The 19,276-nt window shown below is 59.6% G+C and carries 19 protein-coding genes; 9 read left to right on the forward strand and 10 right to left on the reverse strand.

Going from position 1 to position 19,276, the window contains the following annotated elements; translation table 11 throughout:
• Positions 1-113 precede the first annotated feature (113 nt).
• From murQ to GQR96_RS24330, 4 genes are all read left to right on the forward strand, one after another.
• A complete protein-coding gene (gene murQ, locus GQR96_RS24315; RefSeq protein WP_017900180.1) occupies positions 114-1,016 on the forward strand; it encodes an N-acetylmuramic acid 6-phosphate etherase in 903 nt (300 codons plus the stop codon).
• A gap of 24 nt (positions 1,017-1,040) precedes the next feature.
• On the forward strand, positions 1,041-2,471 hold the full coding sequence (murP, locus tag GQR96_RS24320; RefSeq protein ID WP_043522794.1) for a PTS N-acetylmuramic acid transporter subunit IIBC: 1,431 nt from the start codon (positions 1,041-1,043) through the stop codon (positions 2,469-2,471).
• 151 nt (positions 2,472-2,622) lie between these two features.
• The gene (locus GQR96_RS24325; RefSeq protein ID WP_004205129.1) at positions 2,623-3,525 is read left to right on the forward strand and encodes a DMT family transporter; all 903 of its coding nucleotides are present in this window, start codon (positions 2,623-2,625) and stop codon (positions 3,523-3,525) included.
• Between the two features lie 106 nt (positions 3,526-3,631).
• Entirely contained in the window at positions 3,632-3,922 is a 291-nt protein-coding gene (locus GQR96_RS24330) for a YicS family protein (protein WP_002923120.1), read from the forward strand.
• Between the two features lie 3 nt (positions 3,923-3,925).
• Here the strand turns inward: GQR96_RS24330 and GQR96_RS24335 are convergent, their stop codons facing one another.
• Genes GQR96_RS24335 through galB form a run of 4 tightly spaced genes read right to left on the reverse strand, consistent with a single transcriptional unit; the run spans position 3,926 to position 7,332 of the window.
• Positions 3,926-4,792, reverse strand: coding sequence for an NAD(P)-dependent oxidoreductase (locus tag GQR96_RS24335; RefSeq protein ID WP_043522797.1), 867 nt, complete (start codon positions 4,790-4,792; stop codon positions 3,926-3,928).
• A 2-nt stretch (positions 4,793-4,794) separates the two neighbouring features.
• On the reverse strand, positions 4,795-5,880 hold the full coding sequence (locus tag GQR96_RS24340; RefSeq protein WP_069734280.1) for a 4-oxalomesaconate tautomerase: 1,086 nt from the start codon (positions 5,878-5,880) through the stop codon (positions 4,795-4,797).
• A 1-nt stretch (position 5,881) separates the two neighbouring features.
• The gene (locus GQR96_RS24345; protein WP_017900182.1) at positions 5,882-6,595 is read right to left on the reverse strand and encodes a 4-carboxy-4-hydroxy-2-oxoadipate aldolase/oxaloacetate decarboxylase; all 714 of its coding nucleotides are present in this window, start codon (positions 6,593-6,595) and stop codon (positions 5,882-5,884) included.
• Positions 6,592-7,332, reverse strand: a complete 741-nt coding sequence (gene galB, locus GQR96_RS24350; RefSeq protein WP_004205133.1) for a 4-oxalmesaconate hydratase — start codon at positions 7,330-7,332, stop codon at positions 6,592-6,594. The genes GQR96_RS24345 and galB overlap by 4 nt, the downstream gene beginning before the upstream one ends.
• 127 nt (positions 7,333-7,459) lie before the next feature.
• Here galB and GQR96_RS24355 point away from each other — a divergent pair, with 127 nt between their 5' ends.
• Positions 7,460-8,686, forward strand: a complete 1,227-nt coding sequence (locus GQR96_RS24355) for a LysR family transcriptional regulator (RefSeq protein WP_017900183.1) — start codon at positions 7,460-7,462, stop codon at positions 8,684-8,686.
• Here the strand turns inward: GQR96_RS24355 and GQR96_RS24360 are convergent.
• From GQR96_RS24360 to GQR96_RS24370, 3 genes are all read right to left on the reverse strand, one after another.
• Complete coding sequence (locus GQR96_RS24360; RefSeq protein WP_004205139.1) at positions 8,683-9,945, reverse strand: gallate dioxygenase; 1,263 nt, start codon at positions 9,943-9,945, stop codon at positions 8,683-8,685. The genes GQR96_RS24355 and GQR96_RS24360 overlap by 4 nt on opposite strands.
• Positions 9,946-9,958: 13 nt before the next feature.
• The gene (locus GQR96_RS24365) at positions 9,959-11,329 is read right to left on the reverse strand and encodes an MFS transporter (RefSeq protein WP_043522802.1); all 1,371 of its coding nucleotides are present in this window, start codon (positions 11,327-11,329) and stop codon (positions 9,959-9,961) included.
• 212 nt (positions 11,330-11,541) lie between these two features.
• Complete coding sequence (locus GQR96_RS24370; RefSeq protein WP_004205142.1) at positions 11,542-12,483, reverse strand: LacI family DNA-binding transcriptional regulator; 942 nt, start codon at positions 12,481-12,483, stop codon at positions 11,542-11,544.
• A gap of 293 nt (positions 12,484-12,776) precedes the next feature.
• On the opposite strand from GQR96_RS24370, the gene GQR96_RS24375 reads away from it, so the two are divergent.
• From GQR96_RS24375 to GQR96_RS24390, 4 genes are all read left to right on the forward strand, one after another.
• Positions 12,777-13,091: a PTS sugar transporter subunit IIB gene (locus GQR96_RS24375; RefSeq protein WP_004205143.1), complete on the forward strand. Its 315-nt coding sequence runs from the start codon at positions 12,777-12,779 to the stop codon at positions 13,089-13,091.
• A gap of 11 nt (positions 13,092-13,102) precedes the next feature.
• On the forward strand, positions 13,103-14,425 hold the full coding sequence (locus GQR96_RS24380; RefSeq protein ID WP_004205144.1) for a PTS sugar transporter subunit IIC: 1,323 nt from the start codon (positions 13,103-13,105) through the stop codon (positions 14,423-14,425).
• A 98-nt stretch (positions 14,426-14,523) separates the two neighbouring features.
• Positions 14,524-14,826: a PTS lactose/cellobiose transporter subunit IIA gene (locus GQR96_RS24385; RefSeq protein ID WP_004205145.1), complete on the forward strand. Its 303-nt coding sequence runs from the start codon at positions 14,524-14,526 to the stop codon at positions 14,824-14,826.
• A 144-nt stretch (positions 14,827-14,970) separates the two neighbouring features.
• Positions 14,971-16,350, forward strand: a complete 1,380-nt coding sequence (locus GQR96_RS24390; RefSeq protein ID WP_048326094.1) for a carbohydrate porin — start codon at positions 14,971-14,973, stop codon at positions 16,348-16,350.
• 148 nt (positions 16,351-16,498) lie between these two features.
• On the opposite strand, the gene phnV is transcribed toward GQR96_RS24390, so the two are convergent.
• The 3 genes from phnV to phnT are packed head-to-tail and all read right to left on the reverse strand — an operon-like array spanning position 16,499 to position 19,271.
• Complete coding sequence (gene phnV / locus GQR96_RS24395) at positions 16,499-17,296, reverse strand: 2-aminoethylphosphonate ABC transport system, membrane component PhnV (protein WP_050533507.1); 798 nt, start codon at positions 17,294-17,296, stop codon at positions 16,499-16,501.
• 2 nt (positions 17,297-17,298) lie between these two features.
• Positions 17,299-18,159 (reverse strand): 2-aminoethylphosphonate ABC transporter permease subunit, encoded by an 861-nt coding sequence (gene phnU, locus GQR96_RS24400; protein WP_004202231.1) that lies wholly within the window; start codon positions 18,157-18,159, stop codon positions 17,299-17,301.
• Positions 18,159-19,271, reverse strand: a complete 1,113-nt coding sequence (gene phnT, locus GQR96_RS24405) for a 2-aminoethylphosphonate ABC transport system ATP-binding subunit PhnT (protein WP_069135953.1) — start codon at positions 19,269-19,271, stop codon at positions 18,159-18,161. The genes phnU and phnT overlap by 1 nt, the downstream gene beginning before the upstream one ends.
• Positions 19,272-19,276 lie beyond the last annotated feature (5 nt).

Consider the following 19,276-nt stretch of genomic DNA (forward strand, 5'->3'; position numbering starts at 1 on the left):
CCGCCATCTCTACCATTCTCGTATTATTCTCCGCGTACTAATCGTGATACTCTTCACAGGCAAGGAATAAATAATTCCTTATACTGCGCACGACTGAGAATAACGAGGTTTCTATGAGTATCGACCTGAGCAAACTGCTGACCGAGCGACGCAACGCCAACAGCGCCAACATTGACACCCTTTCCACCCTTGAGATGCTGACGGTGATAAACCAGGAAGACCAGCAGGTGGCCCAGGCGATTACGCCCTATCTGCCGCAGATTGCCGAGGTGGTGGATAAGGTCGCGACGGCGCTGCAGGCCGGTGGCCGCTTGATTTATATCGGTGCTGGCACCTCAGGGCGTCTGGGGATCCTCGATGCCAGCGAATGCCCACCGACCTTCGGCACCCGCCCGGAGCAGGTGGTGGGGATCATCGCCGGCGGACATAAAGCGATTCTCAGCGCCGTGGAAAACGTGGAAGACAATAAAGCGCAGGGGGCGATGGATCTGCAGAACCTGAACTTCAGCCACCGCGATGTGCTGGTGGGGCTGGCGGCCAGCGGACGCACGCCGTACGTCATTGGCGCCATGGAGTATGCCCATCGCCAGAATGCCTTTGTCGCCATCGTCAGCTGTAACCCGCATGGCGAAATGGCCCAGCTGGCGGACGTCGCCATTACTCCGGTGGTCGGCCCGGAGGTGGTGACCGGCTCAACCCGCCTGAAAGCCGGCACTGCGCAGAAGCTGGTGCTGAACATGATCTCCACCGGGGCGATGATCCGCGTCGGCAAGGTCTACAGCAATCTGATGGTCGACGTCGAAGCGACCAACGCCAAGCTGATTGAGCGCCAGGTTTCCATCGTGATGGAGGCGACCGACTGCGATCGCCCCACCGCCCAGAATGCGCTGGAGGCCTGCGGCCGCCACTGTAAAACCGCGATCGTGATGGTGCTGGCAGACTTAAGCGCCGAAGAGGCGCAGTCGCTGCTGGCGAAAAACAACGGCTATATCCGCAAGGCGCTCAGCAACGCCTGAGCGCCGACAGACAGGTAACGGGCAATGGCAAAAATAACGAAAGAGATGATAGCGCGGATCCTCAGCCACGTGGGCGGCGCCGCAAACGTCGCGCAGGCGGGCAACTGCATGACGCGCCTGCGCTTGACCCTGCGCGATGAAGGGCTGGCCGACACCACCGCCATCCGCCAGATTGACGGCGTGATGGGGGTAATCGTCAGCGACGAGCAGTTCCAGGTAGTGCTCGGCCCCGGCAAAGCGCAAACCGCCGCCGAGATGATGAACGGCCTGCTGGAGGAGGCCCCTGCCGCGCCGTCGCTGGCCGATGTCGCGGCGGAGAGAAAACAGGCGCTGAAGGGCAAGCAGACCAGCGCGGTACAGAAGTTTCTCGCCAAATTCGCCACCATCTTTACGCCGCTAATCCCCGGCTTTATCGCCGTCGGGCTGCTGCTGGGCTTCGCCACCCTGGCGGAACAGGTTTTCGTGCTGGAGAACGCCCATCCGAACGCCAGCCTGGTGGCGCTGATTGGCTATATGAAGGTCTTCAGCAAAGGGATGTTCACCTTCCTGAGCATCCTGATTGGCTATAACGCTCAGAAGGCGTTCGGCGGCTCCGGGGTAAACGGCGCGATTATCGCCTCGCTGTTCGTGCTGGGCTACAACCCGGAGGCGACCAGCGGCGTCTACGCCGGGATCTCCACCTTCTTCGGCCACAGCATCGATCCGCGCGGCAATATCATCGGCGTACTGATCGCCGCCATCCTTGGCGCGTGGGTTGAACGCCAGGTGCGGCGGGTAATGCCGGCCAACCTCGATATGATCCTCACCTCGGCGGTGACGCTGCTGATCATGGGCGCGGTGACCTTTACGGTGATCATGCCGATTGGCGGCTGGTTGTTTACCGGCATGTCGTGGTTGTTCCTGCATCTTAATGGCAATCCGTTTGGCTCGGCGGTGCTGGCCGGTCTGTTCCTGCTGGCGGTGATGTTCGGCGTCCATCAGGGGTTTGTCCCGGTCTATTTTGCGCTGGTGGATGCCCAGGGCTTTAACTCGCTGTTCCCGATCCTGGCGATGGCCGGGGCCGGGCAGGTGGGGGCGGCGCTGGCGCTGTTCTGGCGGGCGAAGCGCGATTCGCTGCTGCGAACCCAGATTAAGGGGGCGATTATTCCGGGCTTCCTCGGGATTGGCGAGCCGCTAATCTACGGCGTCACCTTGCCGCGGATGAAGCCGTTTGTTACCGCCTGCCTCGGCGGCGCCTGCGGCGGCTTCTTCGTCGGGCTGATCGCCTGGCTGGGGCTGCCGGTCGGCCTGAACACCGTGTTCGGTCCGTCCGGGCTGGTGGCGCTGCCGCTGATGACCTCCGGCAGCGGGATTTACGCCGGGATGGCGGTTTACGCCGGCGGACTGGCGGTCTCCTACCTGTGCGGCTTTGTGCTCACCTGGCTGTTCGGCAGTAAAAATGTCGATTTAAGCTAGAACGCGATTGTCGGGTCATGCCCGGCGGCGACTTCGCCTTCCCGGGCCTGCAAAATCGTTCTGCCGCCGCGGCCAACTACCATTTCCTGCCCCGCCGCCGGGGCGGGCGCATGCTATGATTCCCCTTTGTCACATTTCACCAGAGGAAAAGATGGGCTCCAGCAAAAAAGGGATGCTGAACGTACTGATTGCCGCCGTGCTGTGGGGCAGTTCCGGGGTATGCGCGCAGTTTATTATGCAGGAAAGCCAGATGTCGTCGCCGTTTCTGACCATGACGCGTCTGCTGTTCGCCGGGCTGATCCTGTTGATGCTCGGCTTTGTTCACGGCGACCGCATTTTCCGCGTGCTGCAAAACCGCCGCGACGCCGTCAGCCTGCTGTTTTTCTCGCTGTTTGGCGCGTTAACCGTGCAATTCACCTTTTTGATGACCATTGAAAAATCGAATGCCGCCACGGCCACGGTGCTGCAGTTCCTGTCCCCGACGATCATCGTCGCCTGGTTCGCCCTCGCCCGCAAAGCGCGCCCCACTCCGTTGGTGCTGGGGGCTATCTGCACCTCGCTGGCGGGCACCTTTCTGCTGGTAACCCACGGCAACCCGACGACGCTGTCGATTTCGCCGGCGGCGCTGTTCTGGGGGATCGCCTCGGCGTTTGCCGCCGCGTTTTATACCACCTATCCCTCGACGCTAATTGCCCGCTACGGGACGCTGCCGATCGTCGGCTGGAGCATGCTGTTCGGCGGTGCGATGCTGCTGCCGTTTTACGGCGGTCAGGGCACCGATTTTGTGGTGAACGGCAGCCTGCTGTTAGCTTTTTTCTACCTGGTGGTGATCGGTACTTCGCTGACATTCAGCCTTTATCTTAACGGCGCGCAGAAAATTGGCGGCGCCAAAGCCGGGATCCTCAGCTGCGCCGAACCGCTGAGCAGCGCCCTGCTGTCGCTCCTGCTGCTGGGGATCACCTTCACGCTGCCGGACTGGCTGGGCACTCTGCTGATCCTGGCGTCGGTGGTGCTGATCGCTATCGACTCACGGCGGCGGGTGAGAGCCGCCTGAGGCGATGATAACAAACGCCTTTTCAATAAGTTAAATTAACCGCTATTTGCGTGTTTTCCCACCTGCGCATATAGTTGACGGAAGCGATTACGGAAGGAGAAGCCTGATGAAAGCATGTTGGATGGTATGCCTGGTCACCGCCCTGAGCGCCACGTCGGCGTGGGCCGAATCACCGCTGCAAAGCCTGCAGTTCGAGCAGCAAAAGCAGCAGGTGCTCAAAGCGGTGAAGGAAAAATGCGCGCCAGCAAGCCACCTCAGCGACAACGATTTTGCCAATAAAGTGCTGGCGACCGACGGCAACAAGAACGCGGTCCGCGAAGCGACGCTGGCGAAAGAGCGCAATAACCAAAAAAGCTACCAGGCCGCAATCGACAAAATCGTCTGTCCGGCCAAATAGCGGTTATTTCAGCCTGGCGACCAGCGTTTTCCAGTCAAACGGCGTCAGCTGCCTGTAGCTCAGGCTACGGGCGGCCATCTGCTCCGGAAGCTGGCGCTGGCTTTTCGCGATCGCCTCGCTCATTATCCCGGCGCTCCCCACATCACGCAGGGTTTTTACCACCTCTTCCATCTCTTCGCTGCGCCGAACGCCATGTTCCGCCACCCGGCTGATCAGATAGTCGGGAAACGCGCCTGTCCAGCCCAGAGACGGGAAACTATGATGCAAGGAGCTAAGCACCTCCTCCTCGACGCCATATTCACGGGCCGCGAACAGGCATTCTGTGGTGAGCGCTTCAAGACCTTTGATCATCACGCTACGGCACATTTTTATCGCCGACACCTGGCCCACCGTACTGGCGCCATAGCGGGCATTCAGCCCCAGCCCCTGCAGACGCGGCGCGATCGCCTCCGCCTGCGGCCCGCCGATCAATAACGGTGTCTGCAATCGGGCCGGCGGCACCGGCGCCATCACCGCGACATCAATGTAGGCGCCGGGCAGAAAATGTTCAGCTGCCTGCCGTTTCGTTTCCGGCGCCACGGAGTTGAGATCGAGGAAATATTGCCCCGGCTGCAGCAGCGCGGCGGCCTGCTGCGCGACCTTTAGCGCCTCGCCGGCGGTCACAGTAGAAAAAATCAGCGCGGCGCTCTCCAGCGCCTGCGCCAGCGAACTCACCGCCTGAACGCGCGAATCACCGGCTTTCCTGACCATTGCCTCTCGCTCCGGGCCATTGAGCTTGCAATCCCATATGGTCACCGCATGCTCACGGGCCAGATCTGCCGCCAGAATGCCACCCGCCTCGCCAAAACCAATAAACGCGATTGTCGTCATCATTACTCCTCACGCGGCCAGACGTGGGCCGGAATAAAAACTTCGCCAGCAAACAGCAGTCGCGCCGTGCGTAACAGGCCGCAGCCTGTCAGGGCGCCGTCTGCGTCAAGCTGAAGCGTCACGCTAAATTCGCCTGTCGGATGCTCAACGCTGAGCAGCGACGTAGCGCCTGGCGCGACCTGCGCCATGCCCTGCGCGACGGATCCAGGAAGCAGACAGGCGCTGGCCACGCTCACCGCGCCAAATACGCCGATCGACGCGTGGCAGCGGTGCGGGATAAAGGTGCGGCTGCTGATGGCGCCGCCGTGTCGCGGCTCGGCGATCAGGGTCATCTTGGGCACCGTGCGCTGGCTGACGTCGCCAAGCTGCATCAGCGGCCCGGCCTGCAGGCGAATCGACTCCAGGCGACGTTTAAGCGCGTCGTCATTATCCAGCTGTTCGCGCGTCTCATAGCCGGTGCAACCGAGGTCGCACGCGCGCAGCAGGATCACCGGCATTCCGTTATCGATGCAGGTCACCTCGACGCCGTCAAAACGGTCACGGACCCGGCCGGTCGGCAGCAGTGTCCCGCAGCTGGAGCCTGCCACATCAAGAAAATGGAGCAGGATCGGGCTGGCGCTGCCCGGCACGCCATCGATACGACTCTCGCCGACGTAGTCGACCCCGTCGGCATCGCAGGGGATCTCTGCCACCGCCAGTTGCCCCGTGTTCTCCATATAAATACGCACGCGAGTGAGCGGCGCATCGTGGCGAATCAGCCCACGCTCGATGGCGAAAGGGCCAACGGCGGCAAGAATATTGCCGCAGTTTTGGCCGTAGTCCACAGAGGCCCCCGTCACGTTCACCTGGGCAAACAGATAGTCCACATCGGCGTCAGGCCGTGCGGAGCGGCGGATAATCGCCACTTTACTGGTCAGCGGATCGGCGCCGCCGATCCCGTCAATTTGCCGGGGATCAGGCGAGCCCATCACCGCCAGCAGCACCGCATCACGTTGCACCGGATCGGCAGGCAGATCGTCAGCCAGAAAACAGGCCGCCTTCGAGGTGCCGCCGCGCATCCATAGACAGGGAATTCCGCGTTGCGCCATCTTACTCCTCCACCTCATCTGCGCTGTCGTAATACCGCAGCCCCTTTTCCGCCAGACGCTGGCGCATCGCGTAAATATCCAGCCCCAGCTCGCCATGGCGCATCCGCTCACGCTTCGCAAGCTCATTGCTCATGCGTGCTTCCGCTTTATCGAGCACATCACGCACCTGGGCGTGAGGCAGCACCACGACGCCATCGTCGTCGGCCACCACGACATCGCCCGGCTGCACAAGCTGGCCTGCGCAAATCACCGGGACGTTAACCGAGCCGAGGCTCTCTTTCACCGTTCCCTGGGCATAAACCTGACGGGACCAGACGGCGAATCCCATCTCCCGCAACGTTTGCGAATCGCGAATGCCGATATCGCCCACCAGACCGACCACACCGCGCGATTGGAGAGACGTCGCCAGCAGATCGCCGAAGAAGCCATCGCCGCACGGCGACGTCGGGGCCACCACCAGAATATCGCCGGCGCGGCACTGCTCGACCGCAACATGAAACATCCAGTTGTCGCCTGGCGTCACCAGTACCGTGACCGCGTTGCCCGCCCGGCTGACGCCCTGCTGAATCGGACGGATTGCCGGCCCCATCAGCCCCTGGCGTGCCCAGGCTTCATGGAGCGTCGCCACCCCGGCCGCCTCACAGCGGCGCAAAACTGCCTCGTCATGGCGCGGTAGATGGCGGATCACAAGGCCTTTTTTATTTAACAGCTTCATGCCAGGTTCTCCGTTACGCGGGGGAAGATGCTCTGGAAGGCTTCGCCGTGAACGATATCGCGCGCGGCCGTGATGCCGATGTTGCGTTTGGCCTGCACTCCGCGCTGCAGCGCCACGCGGGTGTAGTACTCCCACAAATGCTCCTGGCCCTGCATACACTGAATGGCCTGATACTTTTTCTCCCAGACAGTGGTGATGTCCAGCAGCACATCAGGCTTCCAGTTGCACTGCTCCGGCTGGTGCGGTTCGAAACAGTAAACCGGGGGAGCAGCGACAATTTTCTCGCCGGGGCGATAGCCTTCTGCCTGAGCGATAATCCGAGCCTCCTGAGCCAGGTGGGAGGCCAGCGGGTGATCGTAGTTATAGGGATCCTGCAGCGAGTGCGTCAGAACAAAGTGGGGCTGGATACGGCGATACACATCCGCCAGACGAAACAGCGTCTCTTTATCGGCGCGCAACGGATAGTCGCCGATATCAAAGAATTCGACGCTGGCGCCCAGGATCTCGGCGGCGGCCTGCGCCTCTTCGCGACGGACTTGCTTCACCGCCTCCTCGGTCATGTTGCCTTTACGCCACAGTTTGGCGGACTCGCCGCGCTCGCCAAAGGACAAACAGACCACATGGACCTGATAGCCCTGCAGGGCATGCAGGGCTATCGCACCGCCCGCGCGCCAGACGAAATCGGCCGAGTGGGCGCTGACGACAAGGGCACTTTTTTCGCTAACCGGATGAGACATGATGGCTTCCTCTGTTGTTTTTTTCAGCTTGTCATGTCCCGCCGTTGGAAGGTAATTCGTTAACTTGCGAAGGCTATGATTTTTATTTATGTTGTCGACTCACTCACTATTTCAGGCCTGACGAATAATGCTGAAGAGAAAGCACGATAAAATCATAAATATCATGCAGCTGCGCTTTTTTTGTCAGGTCGCGCTGCGCGGAAGCGTCTCGCGTGCTGCCGATGACTTATTCCGCACGCAGTCAGCGATAACCCGGGCTATCCGCGACCTTGAAGCCGCGTTGAACGTCACGCTGTTCGAACGCCATTACAGCGGCATGGTGCCCACCGAGTATGGCAAGTGCATCCTGCCGCGCGCCCGGCGGGCGATTGACGACCTGCAGGCCATCCCGGCGCTGTTGCAGAAGCACCATACCCGCACCAGCGGCCCGCTGGCGGACGCCGGTTGGCTGTTCAATACCCGCCGGTTAGCCATTTTTATTCAGCTCTATCACGTCAACCATACCCAAACCGTCGCGCAACAGTTGGGGATCACCCAGCCGGCGGTCAGCGCCGCGCTGAAGGTCCTGGAGAAAGGGGCGGATTCGGCGCTGTTTCGCCGAACGCCAGAAGGGGTGCGTCCCACGCCTGCCGCAGAACTGCTCTATCCCCCGGTGAGCAGAGCGCTCAACGAGCTGGAAAACATCTGGAGCGATCTCGCCGCCCGTCGCGGGGTGCTGGAGGGCACCGTGCGCATTGGCGCCCTGCCGCTGAGTCGCACCCGGCTACTGCCCTCCGCCATCGCCGCCTTTCTGGCCCAGCACCCGGGCATTACCCTCATGACCAATGAAAGCCCGTATGAGTCGCTGGTCGCCGATATGCGCGCAGGTAATATCGATTTTATTATCGGCGCCCTGCGTCAGGATGAAGATCTCCCGGACCTCTGTAGCGAGGCGTTATTCGAAGAGGATATGCTGATTTTACTGCGTAATAACCACCCGCTGCTGCGCCATCCGGATCCGCGCAGCCAGCTGGCGACAGCGCAATGGGTGCTGCCGCGCGCCAACGCGCCGGCGCGCCATTTGCTGGATAAGGCGTTTGTCACCCTGGGGCTGCCGCTGCCCCAGCCGACGGTGGAGACCGGGGATGCGGCGATGGTGCGAGGATTGCTGCAGGACTCCGACATGCTGGCGGCGGTTTCCGCCAGCCAGATGCGTTTTGAAACTGACAATGGGTTGCTCAGCGTGTTGCCGGTCCCCCTGCCCGATACCACCCGGCGTATCGGGCTGACGTTTCGCGCCGGCAGCCTGCCCTCCCCGGCGACGCAGGCGCTGTTGCGTTTTATTTATCAGCAGGTTCAGGACGGGACTGTTTAACGTTTACCCGCCACCGAATAGGTTACCTGTTGGTTGCGCGTTTGCTGAAACGCCTCCAGCGTCTGCCCGCGCATCGCGGCGTAAATATGCAGGTTGGATACGCCGACCACCGCGCCCATTTTCTCCAGCAGGAAGAAACTGGCGCCATACTGAATCAATCCCCGCCAGTCGCGTGCGTTGAGCAACTGCTGTTCCTCCTCACTCAGTCCGGCTTCGGCATAAAGCGACTGAGGCGACTGCAGAAAACGTTCGCGCCAGGCAGGCTCAATCAGCCGATGCAGGAAACGGTTAAGCCGTAAGCCATTCAGGCTGCGCTCGTGGGTAAAAGGATAGGTTCCCGGCAGTTTCTCCACCCCGGCCAGCTGCTGCGCCATATGCTGGCGATGGCGCGTCAGGGTATCGACGGGGGGCAGGCGCGCATTGTTCTCAAGGATCAGCGTAGCGATACCGGTCATCGACGGCAGGTAATAGTCGCGCCAGGTTTCGGTGACATTGGCTGATAGCGCGCCGCGCATCACCAGCCACATGATCACCTCAGACCCTTCCATTCCCCCCAGCTCGGCATATTCGCCAAGGGTCATTTCGGTAAGCTTTTCCGGGTCATTAACCAGCATGTCAACAAACTGGGCATCCCAGTCGGGATTATTAAATCCGCAGCGCTCGCCATGAACCTGATGCGAGAGCCCGCCGGTCGCGACAATCGCCACATTGATATCTTCCGGGAAGCTTTCAATTGCCCGGCGCAGCGCCTGGCCGAGTCGGTAACAACGGCGCGCGCTCGGTACCGGAAATTGCAGCACGCCGATCTGTAACGGGATTACCGCCGTCGGCCACCCCTGCGCTTCATCCCAGGGCAACAGCGCCGAAAGCGGCGAGAAAAGGCCGTGGTCGAGCTTTTTATCCATAAAGAACGACATATCAAACTCATCGGCCATCAGGCTGGCGCCAATGTGCCTTGAGAGCGCCGCATTGCCCTGGACCGGCGGCAGACAGCGTGGTCCGCCGCCTTCATCGGCAACGTCATATTGACTATCGATTCCCAGCGTAAATGTCGAATAGTGATCGAAGAAAAAGGCGGTCACATGGTCATTAAAGATGTACACCAGCGCATCCGGTTTTTTCTCCTCCAGCCAGCGCTGCAGCGGTTCGAAGCTCTGGAAGATCGGCGACCATGCCGGGTCCTGCTGTTTATGATGATCGACCGCGAAGCCGATAGTCGGGGTATGAGAGACGGCGATACCGCCGAGAATGTTAGCCATCAGATAACTCCACTTATCGGTGTTCCAGGGGGGATGACAAAGCGTCCAGTTCTGCCTCTGTGAGTCGAGGCTTAGCGTGATTCATACGGTGCAACAAAATACAGGTCCCCGCCAGGCAGGCCGGCAGCGCAAGCACCAAAAAGATCGACGAGTGTCCCGGCACGGCCAGCATCAGCATCCCGCCCAGCGTGGAGCTGAGAATAGCCCCGGTACGGCCGATACCATGCATCCAGCTGACGCCGGTAGCACGGATCTCGGTTTGATAATAGGCTGGCGAATAGGCCTGCAGACCGTTCTGCGCGCCGTTAATGCACATCCCGCTGATAAAAATCAGCACCGACAGCGCCGCCGATCCGAAGTCCATCAACCCCTGGGACAACAGGCACAGGCAGCCAAGGAAATAGGTTGCCGCAATCACCGCTTTCGCCGAAGCACGATCCATCAGCATACCGACAAGGATGCCGCCCAGCGGGCCGCCGAGCTGGAACAAGCCGGTCATCATCGCCGCCTGCTGCAGCGACAGCCCGCCGGAGCGGAGAATGGTTGGCAGCCAGCCGTTCAGCAGATATATCACGAACAGCCCCATAAAATAGGTCAGCCACAGCGCTATCGTGCCGCGGGCATAGCCATACCGAAACAGCTGCGCCACTTTACTGCTCCGCGTGATGGGCGGCGCATTCAGCTGGAAGACGGTGTCAGCCGTAAACTGGCCTCCAAGCCGGTTAAGCGCCCTGGCGATCTGCTCGCCCGGTAGTCGGCGCGCCACCATGCTCATCGCCGACTCCGGCAACATCACGATCATAAAGGGAAGCACCACGAGCGGCAGCACGCCGCCAAAAATCAGCGCCGAGTGCCAGCTGTAATGCGATAACAACCCGGCAGCGATAAAGCCGCCGAGGCCGGAACCCACGTTGAATCCGCTGTACATCAGGGTGATCATCACCCCTTTACGCCGCTCCGGCATATATTCCGCCACCAGCGTGACGCAATTGGGCATCACGGCGCCAAGTCCGAGGCCGGTGAGAAAGCGCAGCAGCGCCAGCTGCGACGGGCTTTGCGCCACGGCGCCGGCCAGGCTGAACAGCGCAAACAGCGCCACCGACCAGAGTAAAATGCGTTTTCGGCCGTAGCGGTCAGAAAGCGGGCCCGCCACCAGCGCGCCAATGGCGACGCCGAACATAGCCGCCCCAAGAATCGGCCCCATTTCAGCCCGGCTGATGCCCCAGTCCTCGATGAGCGCCGGGGCGACAAAGCCCATCACCGCAGCGTCATACCCATCCAGCATAATGATGATGAAACAGAGCAGCAGCACGTTCCATTGAAAGCGCGAGACCGGGCGGGCATCTATCCACGCTTTCACATCGACAACGTTCATGTGATTCATAGGGTGACTTCCTCAAGCAGGCGGTACGAATGTTCTGGTTAGTGTTTTTTTGAGTGGAACTTTCGTACTCAACTTAAGGCAGGTCACGCAGGCTGTCCGGTTCGAAAACCCGGCGACAGATATGAGTTTTATTTATAATGTGAGGGATACGACAAAAAACAGCCATTAAAAAACCCGCAGCCAACGGCGGCGGGTCAGGGCAAGAGCGACGATCAGTGCTTTGGAATAATTAAATCGCCGCGCAGCGGGCTGCCGCCCGGGTTGTCCGTTTTCTCGGTCAGCCAGTTGACGATCCGCGACGCCATCGCGTCCATGGAATATTCAATCGCCGGGATAGTCGGGATTCCGGGCAGCTGTAACGATCCGGCGAGGCTAAACACCATCACATTTTGCGGAACGGCGCGGTTAAACGCCTGCAGCTGCGGCACCACGCGCTGCGCCTGCAGCTCATCGCTCACCAGCAGCGCGTTAAAGTTCAGCGTCGTGGCGTTATTGACCAGCTCCTGCACCGCCACCGACGGCGAGGTGTTATCCAGAAACACCAGATTGCGATTAAACGGCAAAAAGTTTTTTTCCAGCGCGTGCTTGTAGCCCAGCAGCACCTGATCGGCAAAGCCGCTGCTCTGCGGATGGATCAGCGCAATCTGCCTTCTGCCCTGGCTTATCAGATAGTGGCAGGCGGTTTCGGCGGCGAAGGCGTGATCGAACTGAATGCTGTTTTCGCCCTCGCTGTCGAGGCAGTCCACCAACACCACGTCCGGGCGGTTAATATTCAGAGGAAAACGCGCGCCGATGATCAGCACGTTATCGCACAGCCCGCAGGTTAACTCCTCCAGCGAGTTCATCACGCCGCTGCTGGTGTTGGCGAAGCGCAGCAGCAGGTGCTTCTGGTGCTGGCTGAGCTGTTTTTCCAGGGCGTAGAGATAGCTGGTGGTTTGATTGATATTGTCCTGGGCGCAGATGACGCCGATGCAGCCGGTGGACTGGCTAAGCAACGACTGGGCTATCATGTTTGGCCGGTAATTGAGCGCTTCCGCCGCCTGCAGCACCGCCTGACGACTGGCTTCCTTCACGCCACGTGAGCCGCTCAACACTCGCGACACCGTGGCTTTGGAAACCCCGGCAAGTCGTGAAACATCATTGATTGTCGACATCATTTTCCCCTGCGCGGGCGCCGCGTCCCGCCAAAATCCTGTAAACCTGAATCGCTTCAATTATGACCAGCGCAGTATATCCATTTCGCCATTTGTTTGGAAACCGATTTTCCATTTCAGCGCAAAACATCGCCAAATCGACAGAATAATGTGAGCCAAATCCAATAAATCCGCCCCATAAGCAGGAGATCTTGACCACTATCACAGTTCTGCTTTTTATAAATGGAAACCGGTTTCCGTCTGATATCAAATCATCCACGCAATAACTTTTTACATTTTGAGGATGGTCGTCGATGTACAAGATTATGCTGTGTTGCTCAGCCGGAATGTCCACCAGTCTGCTGGTCAGAAAGATGGTGGAGGCGGCGAATGAACGTGATCTGCCGGTGCAGATTGACGCCTATGGCGTTTCCGAATTTGACATCCAGTTTCCGCAGTATCAGGTGGTGTTGCTAGGCCCCCAGGTGAAATACATGTTGAAAACCCTGTCTGACAAAGCGGCTTCCCTGAACATTCCTGTTCAGCCCATCGATACGATGGACTACGGTATGCAGCGGGGAGACAACGTCCTGAATTATGCTCTGTCGCTGATCGCAGCGGCGCACTGAGAGGTGTTGAAATGAGTTCTCTGTATCAGTCCATGATTGCCGTGATCGAGCAATCTATTACTCCGCTGGCAGGACGCCTTGGGCAGCAGAAATATGTTATCGCTATCCGCGATGGCTTCACTGCCGCATTGCCGTTTATGATCATCGGCTCTTTCATGCTGGTATTTATCTTTCCGCCGTTTTCACCCGAGACCACCAACGGCTTTGCCCGCGGCTGGCTCGATTTCTCCCAGCACTACCGCGAACAGCTGATGCTGCCGTTTAACCTCAGCATGGGCGTAATGACCTTCTTTATCTCGGTCGGCATTGGCGCCAGCCTCGGTCGTCAGTTTCAGCTGGATCCGGTGATGTCCGGTCTGCTGGCGTTTATGGCCTTCCTGCTGGTCGCCGCGCCCTATGCCGATGGAAAAATTTCCACTCAGTATCTGTCCGGCCAGGGCATTTTTACCGCCCTCATCACCGCCATCTACTCCACCCGCGTCTACGCGTGGCTGAAGCAAAACAACATCACCATTCGACTGCCGAAAGAGGTACCGACCGGCGTCGCTCGTTCGTTTGAAATCCTTATCCCGGTGCTGGTGGTGATTGGTACTTTGCATCCGCTGAACCTGTTTATCGAAGCGCAGACCGGGATGATCCTGCCGCAGGCGATCATGCATCTGCTGGAGCCGCTGGTTTCCGCCTCCGACTCGCTGCCGGCGATTTTGCTCTCCGTCCTGATGTGCCAGATTTTCTGGTTCGCTGGGATCCACGGCTCGCTGATTGTCACCGGTATTATGAACCCGTTCTGGATGGCTAACCTCTCGGCAAACCAGGCGGCGCTGGCGGCCGGCACGGTGTTACCGCACGTCTATCTGCAGGGCTTCTGGGATCACTATCTGCTGATTGGCGGCGTCGGTTCAACCCTACCGCTGGCCTTCCTGCTGCTGCGTAGTCGGGCCACGCATCTGCGCACCATCGGCAAGATGGGCATCGTGCCGAGCTTCTTTAATATCAACGAGCCGATCCTGTTCGGGGCGCCGATCATCATGAACCCGATGATGTTTATCCCCTTCGTCTGCGTACCGATGGTCAACGCGGTGCTGGCTTACGGAGCGACGCGTCTTGGCTGGCTGAGCCAGGTGGTGTCCCTCACTCCGTGGACCACGCCGGCACCAATTGGCGCCTCGTGGGCGGCCAACTGGACGCTGAGCCCGGTAGTGATGTGCCTTATCTGCATGGTGATGTCGGCGGTGATTTACCTGCCGTTCCTGCGCGCCTATGAACGTTCCTTAATGAAAACCGAAGTTGAGAAAACCAAAAATAGCGTTCCGGTGGCAGAAACCGTTAGCTAATTCCTCTCCGCCCCGGAGAGATAATATGATGGCAGCGTAATAATGCAGAAAAAGGACTTTCACTGCATTATTAAATAATAAAGACCTCAGGAATACACATGATTGAATTAGAAGATGCGGTAATGGAAATTATCGTTAATGCGGGACAGTCACGCTCATTATGTTTTGAAGCGCTACATGCGGCCCGAACCGGAAATATCGACGAAGCGCGTTTACTGTTAAATGAAGCCGACGGTTACGCCCGTCGGGCGCATCAGATGCAGACCCAGCTCATCGAGCAGGATGCCGGTGAAGCGCGTCAGCCTATGACGCTGATTATGGTACATGCCCAGGATCATCTGATGAATTCGCTGCTGGCCCGCGAGTTCTCAGAAGAATTAATCCATCTGTACCAGCGTTAATTAATATGGAATAACGCCTGCGAGAATATTATTCTCCGGCGTCGCTGTACCCTAAAAAACAAATCAGCTTATTTTGGCTATATATTTTAGCCAGAATGGGATGGTTATTATCTGAAATATATTAATTATTAAAGCGAGATAACCATGAATACTGTGAAAAAACTGCCTTTAGCCATGGCGGTTGTCGCCGCGCTGTGCCCAATTTCCGTAATGGCGCAAGAATTTACTCAGGAACAGATCGACGCCATCGTCGCCAAAGCCGTTGATAAAGCGCTGGCCGAACGCCAGGCGAAAATCGACGCCGCGGCCGACAAAAAGGTCGACGTGATCACCAACCCGCAGACCACCGCCGCCTCGCCGGATATGGCCATTCCGTTCGGCCTCAAGTTCAGCGGCTACGCCCGCTATGGCGCCCACTTCCAGACCGGCGACCAGAAATATGTCGGCGTCGACGGCTCCTATAACGGCGCCTCGGCGATCGGCCGCCTGGGCAACGAAAGCAACGGCGGCGAATTCCAGATCAGCAAGGCCTTCAAAAGCGCGCAGGGGGCTATCTGGGATCTTAACGTGATGTTCGACCACTGGAGCGACGAGGTTAACCTGAAGAAGGCCTACGTCGGCGTCACCAACGTGCTGGAATCCAACCCCAACGCCTATATCTGGGCCGGCCGCGACTTCCACCAGCGTCCGCAACAGGGGATCAACGACTACTTCTGGATGAACCACGACGGCCAGGGCGCCGGGGTGAAGAACTTTGATATCGGCGGCGTACAGTTCGACGTGGCGGCGGTGTCGCAGGTGAAATCCTGTAGCCCCGAAGTGATGGCCGACGAGACCAACCCGTCGCGCATCACCTGTACCGGCAGCTCCGATACCGGCGACAACGGCCACTACGCGCTGACCACCAAAACCCACAACATCAAGGCCGGGCCGATCGACGTCGAGGTGTACGCCAACTACGGCTTTGACTCGAAGGCGGTGGACAGCGACGCGCGCCTCGAAGCCTGGCAGGGCGGCCTGGTGCTGAGCCACACCAACGACAGCGGGGTGAACAAGGTGATCCTGCGCTACTCCGACAACTCGGATAACAGCGTCTACAACAAGACCGACGACCTGACCACGGTCTACGCCAGCTTCGAGGGCAGCCATAAGTTCACTCAGCAGGCGCAGGTGGAATATCTGCTGGCCTTCCACGACTACGACAACGGCAGGGACAACACCGACAACCGCAAGAACTACGGCGCCATCGTGCGGCCGATGTATTTCTGGAACGACGTGCACTCCACCTGGCTGGAAGCGGGCTACCAGCGCGTGGACTACGACCAGGGCGGGGATAACCATGGCTGGAAGCTGACGCTGTCGCAGAACATCGCCATCGGCATGGGGCCGGAGTTCCGCCCGATGCTGCGCTTCTACGTGACCGGCGGCCAGGTGGACAATGAGCATACCGCGAAGGTGAACGGCACCCAGGACCAGCAGCTGGATTCGCTGAACGTCGGCGGGATGTTTGAGGCGTGGTTCTGATGCGATAGCATTGCCGAAGGAGCGTTCCCGGCTGGCGCTACGCTTAGCCGGGCTACGACTGAGGAGGCCTGCGGGATCCCCCCCAGGCCCGCGCAAGCGCAGCGCCGCCGGGCAGTCAGCCCCGTGCCCTGGTGGCGTCATCAATTCTTTATCTCTGGCTTAATCGGCGGGCGATACGCTCCAGCTTCATCATCAACAGCAGCGTGACGCCCACCAGCACGATGGTCAGCGCCGAGCCATCGGCGATACTGCCGCGATCGGTCAGGCTGAAAATGGTCACCGGCAGCGTCGTCCAGCCCGGCGGATAGATCATCACCGTCGCCCCCAACTCCCCCATCGACAGCGATAAACTCAGCGCCAGCGCCGAGATCATCCATGGCGTCATCAGCGGCAGCGTCACATGGCGCAGGCGGTACCACGGTGAAGCGCCCAGGCTGGAGGCGACGTTTTCAATATCAGCGGAAATCCGCGCCAGGCCGGTCGTGACGTTGCTGAAGGTAAAGGCCGAGATCAGCACGAAATGCGCCGCCAGGACGATAAAGAAGGTGCCGTTCATCTGCAGCGGCCCCTGGCTGAAGGCCACCAGAATGCCCAGTCCCACTGAAACCGAGGGGATGGCGCTGGGCAGATAAAACATCAGCCCAAGATGTTTCTGCAGCTTCGCGCCAGTCTGGCGCAGCGCCAGCGCCGCCCACATCCCGCACAGCAGCGCCAGCAGGCTGGCGCAGAAGCCCACCACCAGGCTGGAAAACAGCGAATCCCACGCCGCCCCGCGAAACGCGTTAACAAAGTGGGCAAAGGTAAAGCCGGTGGGCAGCAGGCCGTTCCATTGTTTACTCAGGCTGGAGAGTAAAATCACCGCCAGCGGCAGCAGGAAAACGCCGGCAAAAAGCGTCACCGCCAGCGCGCCCGCCGCCGCGCGGCCTTTACGCGACCAAATCAACATCGTTAACTCCTTACGCCAGTGCGCACCGCCGCCAGCCGATAGAGCATAAACAGCCCCAGCGACAGCAAAATATTGATCAGCGCAATCATGCAGGCCACGCTGTAATCCGACTCCAGAATCGCCTTGCTGTAGACCATCATCGGCAGGGTATTGACCCCTTTGGCGCCAATAAACAGCACGATACCGAACTCGTTAGTGGTCAATAACAGGCACAGGCTGCCCCCCGCCATCAGCGCCGGCAGCGCCGCCGGGAAGATAACCTGGGTAATCACCCGTAACGGATGAGCGCCGAGAATACTCGCCGCTTCCAGCTGGCTCTTATCTATCTGCCGCAGTCCCGCCATCAGCGGGCGCATCACCAGCGGCGTAAACACGGTAATCTCCGCCAGAATCACGCCGTTAATCGAATAGAGGAAGTCTACCGGCGGCAGTTCAAAAGCAAACAGCGCCATCAGGGTGCCGTTGAGCAGCCCCGCCGAGCCGTAAATAAAGGTGAACGCGAGAGTGATAAGAAAGGTCGGCAGCGCAATAAAAGTATCAATGACCCGGCCCACCAGTTGGCTGCCGGGGAACGGAATAAACACCAGAATCAGCGCCAGGACGCTGCCGAGCACCAGGCAGCCAAGGGTGGCGAACACCGCAATCTGTAAGGTATTGAGCAGCGCGCCAATAAAGCGCTTAGAGTCGATCACCTGCCAGAAGGTCTCGAGGCTCAGGTTGCCGCTGGCGTCGCGTAACGCCTGTTCGGCGATCAGCAGCAGCGGATAGAAAAACAGCGTCGCCAGCACCAGCAGCGGCAACGCCAGCCACAGGTAAGGGCGCAGGTTTCGCGCCGGACGCGCAAGCGTGAGGGTTTGCGCCATCATTGCACCTCGATCAGAACCGCATCGCCAGGTTCGAAGTAGAGCGCCAGCTTGTCCCCCGCGCGCGGCAGTGGGTTGACCTGAGTCATGACGATCCGCACCGCTTCGCCCGCGACGTCGCACAGCAGATGCGTCAGATCGCCCTGCCAGTGCACCGACATCAGGGTGGCGTTGAGGCGATTACTGGTTGCCGATCGCGGCGCCAGGCTCATGTGCTGCGGGCGAATGCATAACAGCTTATTGTTGCCATGCAGGCCGCCCCGGCTGAAGGCGTTAATCAGGCCGCCGCCGCAGCTTACGTTCACCAGACCCGGCTCGGGGCTGTCTTTCAGCGCCGTCGCCTGCAGGATATTGGCGCGGCCGAGGAATTCGGCGCTAAAGCGGTTCGGCGGATAGTGGTACAGCTCGTGCGTTTCACCGTGGGCGATCAGCGACCCGTCTTTCATAATGCCGATTTTGTCCGCCAGGGTCAGCGCTTCGGTCTGATCGTGGGTAACGTAGAGGATGGTCAGCTCCGGCAGTTCGCGGTGCAGACGGGCAATCTCTTCCACCATGTTATGGCGAATTTGCGCGTCCAGCGCCGACAGTGGTTCATCAAGCAGTAACACCCGAGGACGCACGGCAATCGCGCGGGCTATCGCCACGCGCTGCTGCTGGCCGCCGGAAAGCTGATGCGGATAGCGGGTGGCGTAGTCCGCCATACCGACGATTTTTAAGGCTTCGGTCACCCGCCCGGCGATAAGCCCCCTGGGCTGCTTTTGCGCCCGCAGGCCGAAGGCGACGTTGTCTTCCACCTTCATATGAGGAAACAGCGCGTAGTTCTGCACCACCATCGCCAGCCCGCGCTGGTAAGGCGGCAGGTGGGTGACGTCCGTGTCGCCGATCAGGATCCGCCCGCCAGCCGGTTGCACAAAACCGGCAATCGCCCGCAGCACGGTGGTTTTCCCGGAACCGGAAGGGCCAATCAGCGCCAGCACTTCACCGGGCTCAATGGTCAATGACAGCGGTTTTAAGACCACGTTGCCGTGGTAGGAAACGCGCAGCGAGTCCAGGGTGATCCCGGAGGTCCCCGCCAGCGACGGGGAAGAGATGACGGTGGTTTTCATTAACATCAGGC

This window comes from Klebsiella sp. PCX, from assembly GCF_021869705.1.
Lineage (GTDB): Bacteria > Pseudomonadota > Gammaproteobacteria > Enterobacterales > Enterobacteriaceae > Klebsiella > Klebsiella quasipneumoniae.

Excerpts from the sequence above, each read along its gene's own strand:
- GQR96_RS24325 (WP_004205129.1), top strand. The coding sequence starts at position 2,623 with ATGGGCTCCAGCAAAAAAGGGATGCTGAACGTACTGATTGCCGCCGTG.
- GQR96_RS24335 (WP_043522797.1), bottom strand. The coding sequence starts at position 4,792 with ATGACGACAATCGCGTTTATTGGTTTTGGCGAGGCGGGTGGCATTCTG.
- GQR96_RS24355 (WP_017900183.1), top strand. The coding sequence starts at position 7,460 with ATGCTGAAGAGAAAGCACGATAAAATCATAAATATCATGCAGCTGCGC.
- phnU (WP_004202231.1), bottom strand. The coding sequence starts at position 18,159 with ATGGCGCAAACCCTCACGCTTGCGCGTCCGGCGCGAAACCTGCGCCCT.
- GQR96_RS24375 (WP_004205143.1), top strand. The coding sequence starts at position 12,777 with ATGTACAAGATTATGCTGTGTTGCTCAGCCGGAATGTCCACCAGTCTG.
- galB (WP_004205133.1), bottom strand. The coding sequence starts at position 7,332 with ATGTCTCATCCGGTTAGCGAAAAAAGTGCCCTTGTCGTCAGCGCCCAC.
- GQR96_RS24380 (WP_004205144.1), top strand. The coding sequence starts at position 13,103 with ATGAGTTCTCTGTATCAGTCCATGATTGCCGTGATCGAGCAATCTATT.
- GQR96_RS24385 (WP_004205145.1), top strand. The coding sequence starts at position 14,524 with ATGATTGAATTAGAAGATGCGGTAATGGAAATTATCGTTAATGCGGGA.
- GQR96_RS24345 (WP_017900182.1), bottom strand. The coding sequence starts at position 6,595 with ATGAAGCTGTTAAATAAAAAAGGCCTTGTGATCCGCCATCTACCGCGC.
- GQR96_RS24390 (WP_048326094.1), top strand. The coding sequence starts at position 14,971 with ATGAATACTGTGAAAAAACTGCCTTTAGCCATGGCGGTTGTCGCCGCG.
- GQR96_RS24330 (WP_002923120.1), top strand. The coding sequence starts at position 3,632 with ATGAAAGCATGTTGGATGGTATGCCTGGTCACCGCCCTGAGCGCCACG.
- GQR96_RS24365 (WP_043522802.1), bottom strand. The coding sequence starts at position 11,329 with ATGAATCACATGAACGTTGTCGATGTGAAAGCGTGGATAGATGCCCGC.
- murQ (WP_017900180.1), top strand. The coding sequence starts at position 114 with ATGAGTATCGACCTGAGCAAACTGCTGACCGAGCGACGCAACGCCAAC.
- murP (WP_043522794.1), top strand. The coding sequence starts at position 1,041 with ATGGCAAAAATAACGAAAGAGATGATAGCGCGGATCCTCAGCCACGTG.
- phnV (WP_050533507.1), bottom strand. The coding sequence starts at position 17,296 with ATGTTGATTTGGTCGCGTAAAGGCCGCGCGGCGGCGGGCGCGCTGGCG.
- GQR96_RS24340 (WP_069734280.1), bottom strand. The coding sequence starts at position 5,880 with ATGGCGCAACGCGGAATTCCCTGTCTATGGATGCGCGGCGGCACCTCG.
- phnT (WP_069135953.1), bottom strand. The coding sequence starts at position 19,271 with ATGTTAATGAAAACCACCGTCATCTCTTCCCCGTCGCTGGCGGGGACC.
- GQR96_RS24360 (WP_004205139.1), bottom strand. The coding sequence starts at position 9,945 with ATGGCTAACATTCTCGGCGGTATCGCCGTCTCTCATACCCCGACTATC.
- GQR96_RS24370 (WP_004205142.1), bottom strand. The coding sequence starts at position 12,483 with ATGTCGACAATCAATGATGTTTCACGACTTGCCGGGGTTTCCAAAGCC.